This is a genomic window from Streptomyces sp. NPDC053426 (assembly GCF_055585405.1).
Genome location: NZ_JBVJKE010000017.1, coordinates 117,314 through 131,051, shown reverse-complemented (window position 1 = coordinate 131,051; position 13,738 = coordinate 117,314). Strand labels below are relative to the sequence as shown.

The following is a 13,738-nucleotide window of genomic DNA, read 5'->3' as shown; positions in this document are numbered from 1 at the left end:
GATCACTTCTCCTTGGCCTGGGTGCCGAGCTCGAAGCCGTGCCGGCCGGGCTCCAGCCGCAGCTTCTGCTCGTGGACGTCGCCGTTGCGGTCGCGCCAGGTCAGCACGGTGGGCAGCGGTCCCTGGACGCCCTTGCCCAGGCCGATGTGCACGTCGGTGCTGCGCTTGCCGGAGTGGCCGCCGCCGCCGTCGAGACGGGCGACGCGCATGGTGCCGTCGGGCAGTTCGACACAGACCTCGGCGCCGACCACGGGCGCGCCGTCGGGGTGGGTCAGCGTCAGTTGCAGGGAGGAACCGGCGTTCTCGCTGACGTTGCGGAAGAAGGCCGGCTCGTCCCACTGGCGGGCGACGGCCATGTCGAGGCGGCCGTCGCCGTCCACGTCGGCGGTGGCGATGCCGCGGGTCGGGACGGGCTCGCCGATGCCGAGCTCCTGGGACAGGTTGGCGTACCGGCCGCTCTCCTGGTCCTTGGCGAAGAACCGCATCCGCTGGCTGCCGGCCAGGTCGTCGCCGACCTCGACGTTGGGCCACCACTGCGGGTTGGCGACCAGGGCGTCGTTGGCGGTGGCCAGTTCCTGGAGCTGCGGCCAGCGGTTGTGCTTGCCCTTGACGAAGCCGAGGGCCTGGGTGATCTCCAGGTTCCCGTCGTTGTCGAAGTCGCCCATCTTCACGTCCCAGCCCCAGCCGGACCAGGCGAGCCCGAGGGGGGCGGACTCGTCCTCGTAGGGCGCCTCGCCCTCCAGGAAGCTGCCCCGCAGCTCGGCCTTGCTGTCGGCCCGGTTGACGAAGGCGAAGTTGGACTCCTGGATGCCGAACGACGTCGTGATGTTGCTGACGAACATGTCGTACAGGCCGTCGTGGTTCAGGTCGCCGAAGTCGACGCCCATGCCCTTGAACGAACTGCGGCCCAGTTCCTTGGACTTGGGCACGGTGCCGGAGTGCTCGGCCTTGACCTCGCGGAACCTGATCTCACCGGGGCGGGAGACGTTGTGCAGCAGGGCCGAGGTGCCGAAGTCGTGGGCGAGGTACACCTCCGGCAGCCGGTCGCCGTCGAGGTCGGCGGCCGAGGCGCCGAGCGACCAGCCCTTGTCCAGGCCCTGCGGGATGGCGTCGTCGGTCTTCTCGTACCCGTCCGGCGTCCAGCGGAAGAAGTGGCCGCCGCCGCCGTTGCGGGCCTGCGAGAGGGAGTCGTTCATGGTGACGCCGCCGTCCTTGGAGGGGTCCAGGACGGGGCTGTCGGGGAAGTAGTTGCCGATGTAGATGTCGTCGTGGCCGTCACCGTCGAAGTCGGCGACGGCGGCGGTGTTGGAGTTCCACAGCGGCCCGGTGTACTTCGCGCCGGGCTTGCCGGGCAGCAGCTCGGTGGGCCGGAAGGAGTCCGCCGTCAGCGGCGCGCCCTCGGCGCCCTCGTTCTCGAAGATGACGGGGGTGCGGCCCCAGTAGTAGACGAGGAGGTCCATCGCGCCGTCCTCGTTGTAGTCGCCGGGCACACAGCCCATCGGCGCCATGGTCGTGCTGACGCCGAGCGGCGCCGGGTCGAGCGCGAAGGCCGCGTAGGCGTCTCCCCGCGTCGGCGCGGGGGTGACCACCGCCTGGTCGATGCGCGGGTCGCTGACGCACAGGTCGTTCGGCAGCCCGTCGCGGTCGAGGTCGTTGAGGGCGATGCCCGCGCCGACCGAGGAGATCCACGCGTCGATGTGCTTGAAGGCCTTGTTGACCTTGCGGACCTCCTGCTTCTCGAATCCGGCGGGCATGGATATGGACATCGGCTCGAATGCGAAGTTCTTCGCGAGTGCGTCGACCTCGGAGGCCGACGATTCGGGAAGCCGCACCCCGTAGAAAGTTCCCACCATCAGGGCGAGGGCGACAATTCCCGGGGAATTTCTGCGCATCCAGTTCTTTGTGACCGTCACAGGTCGGCACCTTTCCGGAGCAGCGAAAGAGAGGAGAGTTCGGCGGAGACGTCACGCCGCCATGTCTCGTAGGCCGGGGAGGCGGCCCGCGGGTCTGCCGTGCGCGGCCTGAGCGCCCGGCACACGAGCGCGGCCCGCTCGGCCGTCGTACCGCACACGACGCGGGCCGCGAGGTGGGTGTGCTCGATGACGGTGTCCGCCTTGACGCGCGCCTCGACGGCGAACGCGGAGCCCTGCGCGAGCGCCCAGCGGTGCTCGCCGGCCCCCTCGGCGAAGCTCCGCAGCTCGTCCTCGTCCACCCCGCCCGCGTAGGTGCAGGCGAGTCCGGCGCCCGCGTACAGGTCGCCGTGGCGGTGCTCGGGGTAGGCGCGGATCAGGCCGGTGACGACCTCGGGGTCGGTGCCCCCGACGAACCACAGGGCGCGGCCGATGCCCTGGTCGATCGCGTTCGGCGTGTAGTGGTTGTGCCCGCCGCGCCAGCGGAAGGGGTGCTGGACCTCGGGCGTGCGGACGTAGGAGTCCGTCTTGAAGTACGCCTGGTGGAAGCCGTATCCGTCCAGGGCGAGCCAGCGCAGCAGGGGGTCGGTGGCGCTGATGTCGGGCCACAGCGGCTTGGGCAGCCGCGCCATCGCCCAGCCGATGCCGACGTGGATCATGTAGTCGTGGTGCCGCCCCTGGCCGGCCAGCAGTCCGGCCAGGCGGCCGCCGTGGCCCGGGAGCACGTCGTGGACCACGGCGCCCATGCCGGCGCCCTCGTAGGCGAAGCCCCGCACGTCCCGGGGGACGGTCTCCAGCATCGCCTCGGTCTCGTCGGCCGAGGCCGCCTCCATCGCGTAGGCGTAGCCCTGGAGGAATGTCTCGCCTATTCTCTCCAGCCGCGCCTTGGCTTCCTCGTTCTTCACGTGAAATCCACGCACCTCCATGGTCGTTTCCGAAACAGGAGGTGTGAACAGCTTGCGTCGAATAGCTCCAAACCCAGTGGCCACGGTGATGACCCGCCCCTCTCAGCTCCCTGGAATTTCGCCAGCAAATCAAATTGAGCCAGGGGGCGGGACCGCACGTCTACTTCATATGTGCTCAACGGAGGAGAGGGCGGCGAGCCGTTCACGCACCCCCGTGCGCCAGCCCTCGTAGGCGGGTGCGGTGGAGCTGCGGACGGCGGCCGGGGCGCAGTCGTCGGCGAGCAGGGCGGCGGCCTCGGCGGACAGTCCGGTGAACGCCTCGACGGCGGCCCCGGTGTGCGCGGGCACGAACCCCGCGTGGTGGCGGGCCTTGGCCGCGAACACCGACCCCTGCGCCAGGTGCCCGAGGTCGGAGCCCGCCTCCTCGCGCAGCAGGGCCAGTCCGGCCGGGGTGCTCCCGCCGGCGAAGGTCGCGGCGAGACCGACGCCGCTCCACAGGTCCGCCTGCCGGTCCCCGGCGAACGCCCGGACGGCCGCGGCGACGTGCCCGGTGTGCCCGCCGTGGATGAACCACAGGGCGCGCCCGACCCCCTGGTCGAAGGCGCGGCGCCAGTAGGAGGGGTCGCCGTCCCAGGCGTACGGGTCGTCCAGCCGCTGGCGGGTCACCCAGGTGCCGGTGTCGAAGTAGGCGCGGTCGAAGCCGTAGCCGTCGACGCACAGCCAGCTCATCTGCGGGTAGTACGCGGGCCCGGACAGATCGGGGACGAGCTTCTTCCACAGGGGGCGCGGCAGCTTGGCCATGGCGAAGCCGATGCCGATGTAGTTCAGGAAGATGTGCGGCCTGCCGCCGCCGGTGAGCAGGTCGCGGGTGCGGTGGCCGGAGCGGCCCATCGCGTCGCGTATGGCGCACGCCATGGTGGCGCCCTCGTAGGCGAAGCCCCGCTGCTCGGGGTCGACCAGGCTCAGACGGCGTTCGGTGGTCGCGAGATCGCGGTCCTCGATGCCCCATTCGAAGCCGGTGACGACGGCCTGCGGGACGGCCTCCAGCCTCCGGGCCCGCTCGTCGTCCCGCACCGGGAAACCCCGGCCGGAGAAGCTCACCTCCTCCAGTGACGGGGCCATGACCAGTCTGCGCAGGGCTCCCAGTACGGGCATGTGCGTGCCTCCTCCGACGAGCCGCCCCGTTCCGGGGCCGGGGGGCCATCGTGGGCGGTGCGGCCCGCGCCGGGCATCTTCGGCCGTGCCCAGCGCGGTGTTCAGCGGATGCGGCGCACCTGGACCTCTTCGTCGTGCACGGCACGGCCGCACTGCGCGCAGCGCAGCTCCACGTGGACGGGGCTCTCACAGCCGACGTGGTCCGCGCGGCGGGGCGGTCCCAGCTCGTGCGGCAGATTGCGGTCGCCCCACTGCATCAGGGCGAGGACGGCGCAGGTGAGGTCCTTGCCCGCGGGGGTGAGCCGGTACTCGTACCGGACGGGCTTGTCCTGGTAGGGGACGCGCTCCATGACCCCTTGCTCGACCAGCCGGGTCAGACGGTTGGTCAGGACGTTCCTGGCGATGTCGAGGTTCTCCAGGAAACCTTCGAAGCGGCTGCTGCCGAGCAGCGCCGTACGGACGATCAGGAGCGTCCAGCGCTCCCCGATCACCTCGAGCGTCCGGGCGAGGTTGCAGTCCTGCCCCTCATACGTATGTTTCAGCATCTGATCACACCGGTGGGGATGGCCTCTCGGCGGTTCCTGGGGTGGTCCGCGGTGGCGTTCCGTCACCGCGGGAGGGGGCGGTGGCGTTCACACCGCCGCCATGAGGTGGCGTTCGGGCACCGCGGGGGTCTGCCGGGTGAACCGGTCGTAGGCGTAGGCCGCCGAGACGAGGGTCATGTGGTGGTGCCAGCCCGGATACGACCGGCCCTCGAAGTCGAGCAGCCCGAAGCCGTCCTTCATCTCGCGCACGGCCTCCCCCACCCGCGGCAGCAACCGGGCGAGCGCCAGCACGGATTCCGTACGGGCGTGGATGAGGCTGGTCAGCCAGAACTGGAGCGGGCGGCGTTCGCTGTCGGACCGGACGGCCAGCAACCGGTAGGTGCGGTGGGCGTGGGCACCCGACGCACCCTGACCGGGCAGGTGGACGAAGCTGGAGACGACCGTCACGGGGCGGCCGGTGCCGTCCTGGCGGGCCACCGTCTCGACGCGGTCCGGCATGCCGCCGCCCGCTCCCAGGAGGCTGTCCGCCGTGAGGACCAGGCCGTAGCCGTCACCGCCGCGGGGACGCTGCGTCCGCAGGTGCCGGCCGACCATCACGTGCAGGTTGCCGGGCACCGGGACGACGAAGTCCCGCCCGCGCAGGGCGAGTCCGTGCAACAGGGTCCTGACGCCGAAACCGGCGGCCGGGTCCAGGCTGCAGACGACCGGCAGGGGGGTGCTCCCGGCGCTGGTGGCGAGGGAGTCGATCAGGTCGAGGGCGTGCTGTTCCGCCGTACGCAGTCCGGCGTCGGACGGGATGCGGGCACGCCGGCGGCGTTCGGGGTCCTTGGCCCAGGAACCCGGCAGCAGCAGACGCCAGTCGACCGGCGCGGCCGATTCCGCCGAGGCGAGGAAGGCGCCGACGCCGACCTGGCAGGTGACCGACCGTCCGGTGGAGGGCAGGAACCGGCGGTGCACCCCGCAGGAGTGCTCCCCCCGTTTGCGCAGTACGGCCTGGTCGACCACCCAGGCCATGGGGGGCGCCTGCCGCTCCACCCATCTGGTCAGCTCCGTGCGGACCGGATTCCAGTCCCAGGGACTCGCGTTGACGAACTGGTGGAGCGACTGGGAGGTGGCCGGCGAGGCCGAGACCGTCGCGGCGAGACGCCGGACCGACTTCTTGCCCGGGGTGGTGAGCAGCCCCCGCACATAGGCGTGGGCCCACCGGCGCTGATCGGCACGCGGCAGGCACTCGAAGATCTGCTCGGTGAAGACCGGTATCGAGGTGTTCACGTGCGTCAGCGCTCGTCCAGCCATGGCAAGTTCCCTCCCCTGGATCGGTCCGCGGCTGCCGACCGCGCTAAAATAATAGCGAACAACCTCTTTTTTTCTCGACTCCGGGGAGTTGACGAATGCACTTCGCCAAGTCGGCCGGCCCGCCGCCCTCCGAACTGCCCTCTGACCGGGCAGTTCGTCCACCGGCCCCCGTACCGCCGGGCCGCGTACCGCAGCGCCGCGGCCCGTCACGACAACCGGCTGTCACACGGAGAAGACCGCCACCGCACGCGGGACCGCCGGCCTTCCGCCCGCGCCCGATGCCCCGTCACGCGCCCGAGGAGGCGACATGGTGAGACAGGAGAGGGCCCTGCGCACCCGCGCGGCCGTGATCACGGCGGCCTCCGCGGAGTTCGCCCGCGCCGGTTACGACGGCACGTCGCTGTCCCGCATCAGCCAGCTGGCCGGCATGTCGGTCGGAGCGCTGACCTTCCACTTCCGGACCAAGCAGGAACTGGCCGACGCCGTACAGGCGGAGGGGCGGTCCGTGACCCTCGCCGCACTGGAGGGCCATGCCTACGCGGACCGCCAGGCGCTGTGCCAGGTGGTCGGCCTCACCCTCGAACTGGCCCGGCTCATGGAGGAGAAGGCCTCGGTCCGTGCCGCCATCCGGCTGAGCAGGGAACGCCCGGGGTCGGCCTCCTGGTCTCAGGCCTGGCTGCCGACCGTACGCAAGCTCCTCGACGAGGCGCACGCGGCCGGTCAGCTCCGGGAGAGCGCTCCGGCCGCCGACGTGATGACGCTGGTCGAGCACCTGACCGACGGAGCGGAGGTCTACCTGCGCGGCAGGGTCGAGGACGAGTCGGAACTCGGGAACGCCGTCGCACGCCTGCGCGCCGTCTGGAGGCTCACGCTCACGGGGGTCTCCGCCGACTTGCCCGGCCCGGAGCACCCACGACGCCCCGGGGACACCGAAACGCCGTAACCGCCGTAACCCGGACCGAAGTGACCGCCCTCAGCCGCCCTGCCCGAAGCGCCCACGGGCCCGGAGACGCCGAAGTGCCGTCGCCGAGGCGACCGTCCTCAACCGCCCGGCCCGGCACACCCGCGACGCCCCGGGGACACCGAAACGCCGTAACCGCCGTAACCCGGACCGAAGTGACCGTCCTCAGCCGCCCGGCCGGGCGGCCACGGCCGACCGGTACCACGGAGCGGCGTCCTCCACCCGCGCCAGCGGCGACGGCCCCGGGGAACACCCGGCGACCCGCCACACCGCGTCGCTCCGGTACCAGTGGTCGGTGGCGACCAGGGCGAACTGACGCTCGCTCACGGGAATCCGCGCGGCCCTCAGCCGCTCCAGGCACTCCTGCCAGGGCAGCTCCGCCGTCACGGCGGGCAGTACGTCGTGCCGCGCCAGGGTGCGCAGCAGGTCCCCCACGCGCACCGGCCGGGGATGGCTCGCGTGCCAGATGCCGCCGCGGCCGTCGGCCCGCCCGGGGGCGAGCGCGAGCCGGGCGACGAGCCGCGCCAGGTCGTCCACGGCCACGGCGGAGACCCTGCCTCGTCCGCCGTCCCACACCGCGGGAACAGCGCGCAGGCACTGGGCGAGCAACGGCACGACCCAGCGGTCCCCCCTGCCGAGCACCAGTCCCGGACGCAGCACGGCGGCGCCCGCGGCCAGGGCGTGGGTCTCCCCGGCCAACCGGGTGCGACTGGCCGGGGAGACGGGCGCGGGGACGACCTCGTTCACCCCGGGCCCCCGGTGCGGGCCGGGACCGTACACCGCCGCCGTGGACAGGTGCACGACGCGGCTCACGCCGCACCGGGCCGCCTCCCGCATCAGAGCGGCCGTCCCGTCGACGTTGACCGCGGCGCACTCGGACTCGTCCGGGCTGATGACGGCGGCCATGTGGAGGAGCACGTCGGCCCCCTCGCACACACCGCGCAGCGTCCGGGGCCGCGCCATGTCCGCCCGGACCCACTCGTCGGCCGGCCCGGCGTCCTCCGGCCGCCGTCTGCCGACCGCCCGGACGACCAGGCGTTCATCCGAGCCGGCATCTTCCCCCGTGCGGTGCCCGGCGAGTTCGCGGAGCACCGCCGAGCCGATGAACCCGGTGGCGCCGGTCAGCACCACGCGCAGAGGTCTCATGCGGCCAGCCGCTGGGGATCCACCGGGAACGAGAACTTCGCCCTGGCCTGCGGAGTGGCGACGGCGGGAAGCAGGTAACGCCACATCGACACGAGGCGTTCCGGCAGATCGACGCGTTCGCTGGAGACGTTGGAGAACACCTGGATGCCGCTGTAGGCGCCGACGAGCACGTTGGCGAACTCCGCTTCGTCGACGTCGGCCAGCAGTTCGCCCTGGTTCCGGGCCTCACGCAGCAGCGCGTGGAACTCGTTCACCCACTCCTGGTACGCCGTGTCGTCACGGGCCCCGAACTCGCCCTGCTCGACGGCGAGCCGCACGCTGGCCCGGAACAGCACGTTGTTCTGCAGCTCGCGGGCGAGGAAGAAGGTGAGGTCGATCAGTTTCTGGAGCCCGGCCGTCTCCACGGAGAAGTGCACGAACTCCTGCTGGTGGGCCAGCACGGCCTGCGCCAGGCTCCTCTTGGACTTGAAGTGGAAGTACATGCCGCCCTGGGTCACCTGGGCCCGGTTCATGATCTTGCTGATGCTGGCTCCGCTGTAACCGCACTCGTCGAAGATCTCCGCAGCCGCGTACAGGATCGTCTCCCGGGTCTTCACAGCCCGTTCCTGCTTCGGCTCAGCCATCTCAGTGCCTCGATCACTCTCGACAAAAAAAACGAACGCCCCTATTTTACAGGGCAACGCCTTCGGCCGGTAGGCAGAAGGCGCCCACTCACTCTGCTTCCGGGGGATAGTCATGCTCACCACTGCGGAGAACCCTGCTGCTGCAAGACCGCTCCTGACCACCACCGTCGCCAAGGAGTACGTGCACCGCGCAGCCCTGGCGGAAGTGTTCCTCACGGAGTGGACGAAGGCGGGAACCGCCTCGTTCACCGTGAGCGCCCAGTGGCCGCGCAGCCACAGCTTCTACGAGTGCGAGAACGGGCTCTACGACCCGCTGCTGCTCTGCGAGACCGTCCGTCAGACGTTCCCCCTGCTGGCCCACGTCGCCTACGACGTGCCCCTGGGCCACCAGTTGAGCTGGTCCCGCTTCCAGTACTCGGTCAACATGGACGCGATGGGCCTCGAGCTGAACCCGGCCGAGCTCGAACTGCACGTGACGTGCTCGGACATCCGTTTCTTCCGGTCGATCCCCGCCTCGATGTCCATGCACATCGAGGCGGTGCGCGGCGGTGCCCTCCTCGCCGTGGCGGACACGCACTTCGGCTGCCACTCCCCCGCCGTCTACCGGCGGCTGCGCGCCGGACGGGCCGGCGACTTCGGCGCCTTCCTGAACGCGCCCGCAGCGCCCCGGCCGGTCGAACGGACCACGGTGAACCGCCACCGGCTGCGGGACATCGTCCTGTCACCCACCCAGCAGCGACAACGCTGGCAACTGCGCGTCGACACCGGGCACCCGGTGCTCTTCGACCACCCCGTCGACCACGTGCCCGGAATGCTGCTCCTGGAGTCCGTACGCCAGGTGGCGCACGCCGTACGGCCGTTCCCGGCCGGCGCGGCACCGGCGTCGATGGACGCGACCTTCAAGAAGTACGTCGAGTTCGACGAACCCTGCTGGATCGAGACCGCTCCGGCCGCCGAGGCCGCACCGACGCGCGACGGACGCCAAACGGTCCGCGTCAACGCGTTCCAGGGGGAAGAACTCGCCTTCACCGCGACGACCGAGATGGTCGACACGGCGCCGTGAACGAGCCGCGGCCCGCCTTCGGGCGGGCCGTCCGCGGTTTCACCGCCACGACGCCACGACGCCGCGAGAAGATCCGCAAGGGCTGAACCCAGTGTGCCACCACTGGGCTCACAGCCATGTGCCGTGCCGTCCGTCGAGCCGTCCGCCCGACGGACGAGGGCCCGTCGGGATGCCACTCCCCAGGGCCCTCTTCGGTTCCGGACGAACCTCGAAGCCATGCGACGGCTTCGTCATGCCCCCTACCAGGAGACGCCCTCATCGTGACTCCACCCACGACTAAAATCGCGGGCTTCCTGTGTTGGTGGCTAAGCCACGTTGCAGAGGACCAGCCCGGCCCTGTTGATGACGTTCATCGCGCCGACGTGGTCCGCGTGGGCGGTGAAGCCGCACGCGGTGCACTTGAAGTCGGCTTGGGTGACGCGGTTCTCCTTCGCGACGTGCCCGCAGTCGGGGCAGGTGCGGGAGGTGTTGCGGGCGTCCACCGGGATCACGCGGCGAGCGGCACTCTCAGCCTTCTGCGCCAGGATTCCCAGGAACAACCCCCAACCCGCATCGAGGATGCTGCGGTTGAGTCCGGCCTTCGCGGCGGCCCCGTTCGGCAGGAAGCCGCCGGGAGTTTCGGGGTCGGGCCTGGCTGCCGGGCTCTTGGTCATCCCGGCGGTGTTCAGTTTCTCGTGGGCGACCACGTCGTGATCGCGGATCAGTTCGTTCGCCCGCTTGTGATGGTGGTCGAGCCGCTGCCTGCGGATCTTCGCGTGGATCGTGGCGACCTTCCGGGCCGCCGCGCGGTGGCGCTTGGTGCGCCGCCGGGTCCGCTTGGGGAACGTCGCAAGGTGCTGCTGGGCGGCGGCCAGCTCCTCCGCCATCACCTGGAGGAACCGCGGGTTCTCCACGTGCTCACCGTCGGACGTGGTGAGGAAGTACCTCACGCCCATGTCGATGCCGACGGTGCTTCCCGTCGCGGGCAGCGGCTCGGCCGGCACCTCGTCGCAGGCCAGGATCACGTACCAGCGGCGGCCCTCCCGCTTGACACTGATCGTCTTGACCCGGCCGCGCACGGGCCGGTGCCGGTGCACCCGCACGTGCCCGACACCCTGCAGCCGCACCCTGGTCTGCCGGTCGTGCGGGGTGGAGTCCCAGCGGCAGCCGTCCCCGTCCTTCGGGAAGACCACGGTGTCGAAGTGCCCGACCCCCTTGAACCTGGGGTAGCCCGGCGTGAGACCGGCCTTCACCCGGCGGAAGAACGCGGCGAACGCCCTGTCCAGGCGGCGCAGCGTGGCCTGCTGGGAGGAGAACGACCAGCGGCCCTGCCGCTCCAGGTCGAACGCCCGGATCTCCTTCAGCTGCGCGGACTGGTCGCCGTAACGAACGGTGGTCTTCGAGGTGTGCCGGTAGGCGTCCCGGCGCTCCTGGAGCGCGCCGTTGTACAGCGAGCAGTGATCTCGCAGCATCCCGGCAAGCGCCTGCTCCTGGCGGACCGTGGGCCGGAGAAGGAACTTGTAGGCACGCATCACCCTCGACCACCCCCTGTCGCCATCGCACGGTCACAGCCAGTACGGACAACCTAGCGGGCCCCACTGACAACAGTGCGGATCCATACAGAAAGCCAAGGTCAGAGCAGTGAGAGAAGCCATTCCCCACCCCGCTGAAGCGGGACGTTCCCTGGCTAGGTCCTGATGGAGCAAAGCTGCGGCATTGACCAGCCCTCTCAGCCCGCATCCGCGAGTACACCCCCTTTTGGGCAACTTTCCGCACCCCGCGAGCCCGACCGGTTCCCGACGCCCGACGGCACCCCGCCCCCTTCTCGCACGTACATACGGCAGCGGGTCAAGGTTCCGATGCGGCTGGTGGAGTCGCCCCACTACTCGGACGCCGCCCTCAGCGTCTATGTGAAGGTCAAGGCACTGGCCCAGCGCCCCGAGGGATGCACCGCCGGGATCGCCACGCTCGCCTCCTATCTGAGGCTGTCCGAGTCGACCGTGCAGCGCGGCCTGGCCCAGCTCCGTGCGGCCGGGCCCGACGGCCTCGTGGAGTTACCGGAGAGCCGGCGCAGATCCCTTCCCGGCGGATACGGGACGACGGCCCGCCGACAGGTCAGGCCCATGACGTCGACGGAACGATTCGTCTGGCTGCCGGTGACCGCCAGCGAGTGCCTCCGCCCGCGCCTGCTGCGCGCCTTCGCCGTGATCGCCCACGCCGTCGCGCAGAAGCACCCGCTGACCTTCCGCGTGCTCGCCGAAGTCCTCCGCCACCACTCGGGACCCCGGGCGGGCCTGCCCCTCACCACGGGCGCCGTCACCCGTATCGTCGAGCGGTTGAACGCGTCGGGCTGGATCACCGTCCACCGCCGGGCCGGAGCGCACGGACGGCACCTGTTCGGGATCCGCGACGGGCATCCGCCCGCCTCCTCTGGTGACCGGTCAGGTACCCGGACTGGTGAAGGATCGCTCGCGTACAAGGAAGACCGGAGAACTGACCGACCCGATGACGACGCCGACCGCGCCTCACCCGCCGTAGGCGAGAGACAGGTGGGTGGGGGGGCAGCCACCGGGGTCGCAGCGCGCGGCCGTCCCGCGCCGCGCACGGAGGACACGAGCCCATCTCCCGTACGCGCCGTACGCACCGGGCACAGGCCCTATGCGGGACCACAGTTGACCTTCAGTCCGCGGCTCCATTCCGTACTGGAACCCGTGCGTTTCCTGCTCGAGGACCTGAACACCTACGTGCAGCGGCGGCTGGGGCGGGAGATCGCCCGGCAGCTCGACGCGGGCGCGGGCGTCGAACGTCTGCGGAGCCGTCTCACGCAGCGGCTCGCCACGACCTTCGTCGAGGACATCCGCGACCCCGGACGCTGGCTGCTCGGTGTGGCCCTCCCCCGCTGGGGCTGTGCCGACCCGGACTGCGAGACCGGCACGCTCTGGTCGACCGGCCGGCGCTGCCGCACCTGCCAGGAGGTGATCGCGAACCGGTGTCTCCCGCCACGGAACGCGGAGACGGCACCCGCCCCGCCACCGTCACCGCCGGGCCGTTCCGTCGATGGCCGGACGGGACGTCCGACCCGTCCGGACGGTCCGGACGGGTCGGCATGGACGTCACCGAAGGCGTCGGCCCTCGTGGTGGTGGATCGTTGCAGGGGCCGCGACGGCGCCTGTTCCCGCAGGGCCCCCCACGGCCTGTGCTGGAGGTGCCGGGTGGAGGCCGTGGGTACCGCACCGGCAACACCGGCTCGGAAGCCGGTGCGGCTGCAGTGACCCCTCACCTCGTGCTTGCCGACACGGGCTCCCGGGACACGTCCTCGCGGACCCCCTCGTCGGGCACGTGCGGGAGGCCGTTGTCCGGCTCCAGAAGATAGGCCGCCTTGACGATGCGCCTCTCCCGCCACAGGTGGAGCAGCGCGAACCCCAGAATGGCCGTTCCGACGAGATTGGCGACGAAGTGCCACCACACCCGGTACGTCGACAGCGCGACCCCCGGTTCGATCGCACCGAACCAGGTGGACAGCCCGATGGCCCGGCTGGCGCCCAGCGCCACGGAGACGGTGAGCACCAGGTGCTCCACACCGTGGATGCCCTGCATCCACACGCCCATCCTGGCCCACTTCCGGGACTTCAGCTCACCGCTGATCCGCCGCGTGATCTGCACGATGCCGACCAGACCGGCCAGGAAGATGAGGTTGCCGATGAGGTGGAGCAGTTCCATGCCGAGAGCGGGCTTGCTCATGTCGACCTGTCCCATCCCCCGGGCGAAGCTGTTCGCCCAAGGAGTCATCCAGGCCGGGGAGTACGGGTTGGCGATCCAGTAGATCGCCTGCGCCACGTGCTCCTGGAAGTGGCCGATCTGCCCGACGACTCCCAGACCGATCAGCCCCACCGCCGTCCGGTACAGCCAGGGCCGCACCGGACCCCGGTTCGCGTAGGCGAGCACGGCGACCGCCGCCCACATCGCGACGGCCCATCCGGTGAAGAAGAGGGCACCCGCGGTGTCCACGGCGGACACGGGGTCACTCATCTCGTGCGTTCCAGGCGTTCCGGGCTTGTGATCCATGTGATCCACAGGTGCTCCTTCAGCGACTCCGGACAGGTGTGGCACGGCGAGCGATGCCGACCAGAACGCTAGAAATCCACGCCGCACGTT

12 protein-coding genes are annotated in these 13,738 nt (G+C 70.9%); 3 read left to right on the top strand and 9 right to left on the bottom strand.

Annotated features, from left to right (window positions below):
• Positions 1-2: 2 nt before the first annotated feature.
• From ACZ62B_RS30285 to ACZ62B_RS30265, 5 genes are all read right to left on the bottom strand, one after another.
• Entirely contained in the window at positions 3-1,853 is a 1,851-nt protein-coding gene (locus tag ACZ62B_RS30285; RefSeq protein ID WP_344561480.1) for a CRTAC1 family protein, read from the bottom strand.
• A 56-nt stretch (positions 1,854-1,909) separates the two neighbouring features.
• A complete protein-coding gene (locus tag ACZ62B_RS30280; protein ID WP_469692826.1) occupies positions 1,910-2,899 on the bottom strand; it encodes a DUF1702 family protein in 990 nt (329 codons plus the stop codon).
• Between the two features lie 81 nt (positions 2,900-2,980).
• Entirely contained in the window at positions 2,981-3,970 is a 990-nt protein-coding gene (locus tag ACZ62B_RS30275) for a DUF1702 family protein (RefSeq protein WP_344561317.1), read from the bottom strand.
• Between the two features lie 101 nt (positions 3,971-4,071).
• Positions 4,072-4,515, bottom strand: a complete 444-nt coding sequence (locus ACZ62B_RS30270; RefSeq protein ID WP_344561319.1) for a winged helix-turn-helix transcriptional regulator — start codon at positions 4,513-4,515, stop codon at positions 4,072-4,074.
• A gap of 87 nt (positions 4,516-4,602) precedes the next feature.
• On the bottom strand, positions 4,603-5,811 hold the full coding sequence (locus tag ACZ62B_RS30265; RefSeq protein ID WP_344561321.1) for an IS701 family transposase: 1,209 nt from the start codon (positions 5,809-5,811) through the stop codon (positions 4,603-4,605).
• 307 nt (positions 5,812-6,118) lie between these two features.
• Between ACZ62B_RS30265 and ACZ62B_RS30260 the strand changes: the two genes are divergently transcribed.
• Entirely contained in the window at positions 6,119-6,754 is a 636-nt protein-coding gene (locus ACZ62B_RS30260) for a helix-turn-helix domain-containing protein (RefSeq protein ID WP_344561323.1), read from the top strand.
• Positions 6,755-6,937: 183 nt separating this feature from the next.
• Here ACZ62B_RS30260 and ACZ62B_RS30255 read toward each other — a convergent pair whose 3' ends face one another.
• Together ACZ62B_RS30255 and ACZ62B_RS30250 are read right to left on the bottom strand one after the other, a co-directional pair.
• The gene (locus ACZ62B_RS30255) at positions 6,938-7,918 is read right to left on the bottom strand and encodes an NAD-dependent epimerase/dehydratase family protein (RefSeq protein ID WP_469692822.1); all 981 of its coding nucleotides are present in this window, start codon (positions 7,916-7,918) and stop codon (positions 6,938-6,940) included.
• Positions 7,915-8,541 carry a ScbR family autoregulator-binding transcription factor gene (locus ACZ62B_RS30250; protein WP_344561328.1) on the bottom strand — a complete coding sequence of 209 codons (627 nt, stop codon included), beginning with the start codon at positions 8,539-8,541 and terminating at the stop codon, positions 7,915-7,917. Before ACZ62B_RS30250 ends, ACZ62B_RS30255 begins: the two co-directional genes overlap by 4 nt.
• Before the next feature lie 112 nt (positions 8,542-8,653).
• Here ACZ62B_RS30250 and ACZ62B_RS30245 point away from each other — a divergent pair, with 112 nt between their 5' ends.
• Positions 8,654-9,604 carry a ScbA/BarX family gamma-butyrolactone biosynthesis protein gene (locus ACZ62B_RS30245; protein WP_344561330.1) on the top strand — a complete coding sequence of 317 codons (951 nt, stop codon included), beginning with the start codon at positions 8,654-8,656 and terminating at the stop codon, positions 9,602-9,604.
• A 305-nt stretch (positions 9,605-9,909) separates the two neighbouring features.
• Here ACZ62B_RS30245 and ACZ62B_RS30240 read toward each other — a convergent pair whose 3' ends face one another.
• The gene (locus tag ACZ62B_RS30240; protein WP_469692820.1) at positions 9,910-11,118 is read right to left on the bottom strand and encodes an RNA-guided endonuclease InsQ/TnpB family protein; all 1,209 of its coding nucleotides are present in this window, start codon (positions 11,116-11,118) and stop codon (positions 9,910-9,912) included.
• Positions 11,119-11,442: 324 nt separating this feature from the next.
• On the opposite strand from ACZ62B_RS30240, the gene ACZ62B_RS30235 reads away from it, so the two are divergent.
• Positions 11,443-12,855, top strand: a complete 1,413-nt coding sequence (locus ACZ62B_RS30235) for a hypothetical protein (protein ID WP_468724102.1) — start codon at positions 11,443-11,445, stop codon at positions 12,853-12,855.
• Positions 12,856-12,859: 4 nt separating this feature from the next.
• Here ACZ62B_RS30235 and ACZ62B_RS30230 read toward each other — a convergent pair whose 3' ends face one another.
• Positions 12,860-13,648: a DUF6008 family protein gene (locus ACZ62B_RS30230; protein WP_468724104.1), complete on the bottom strand. Its 789-nt coding sequence runs from the start codon at positions 13,646-13,648 to the stop codon at positions 12,860-12,862.
• Positions 13,649-13,738: the final 90 nt, after the last annotated feature.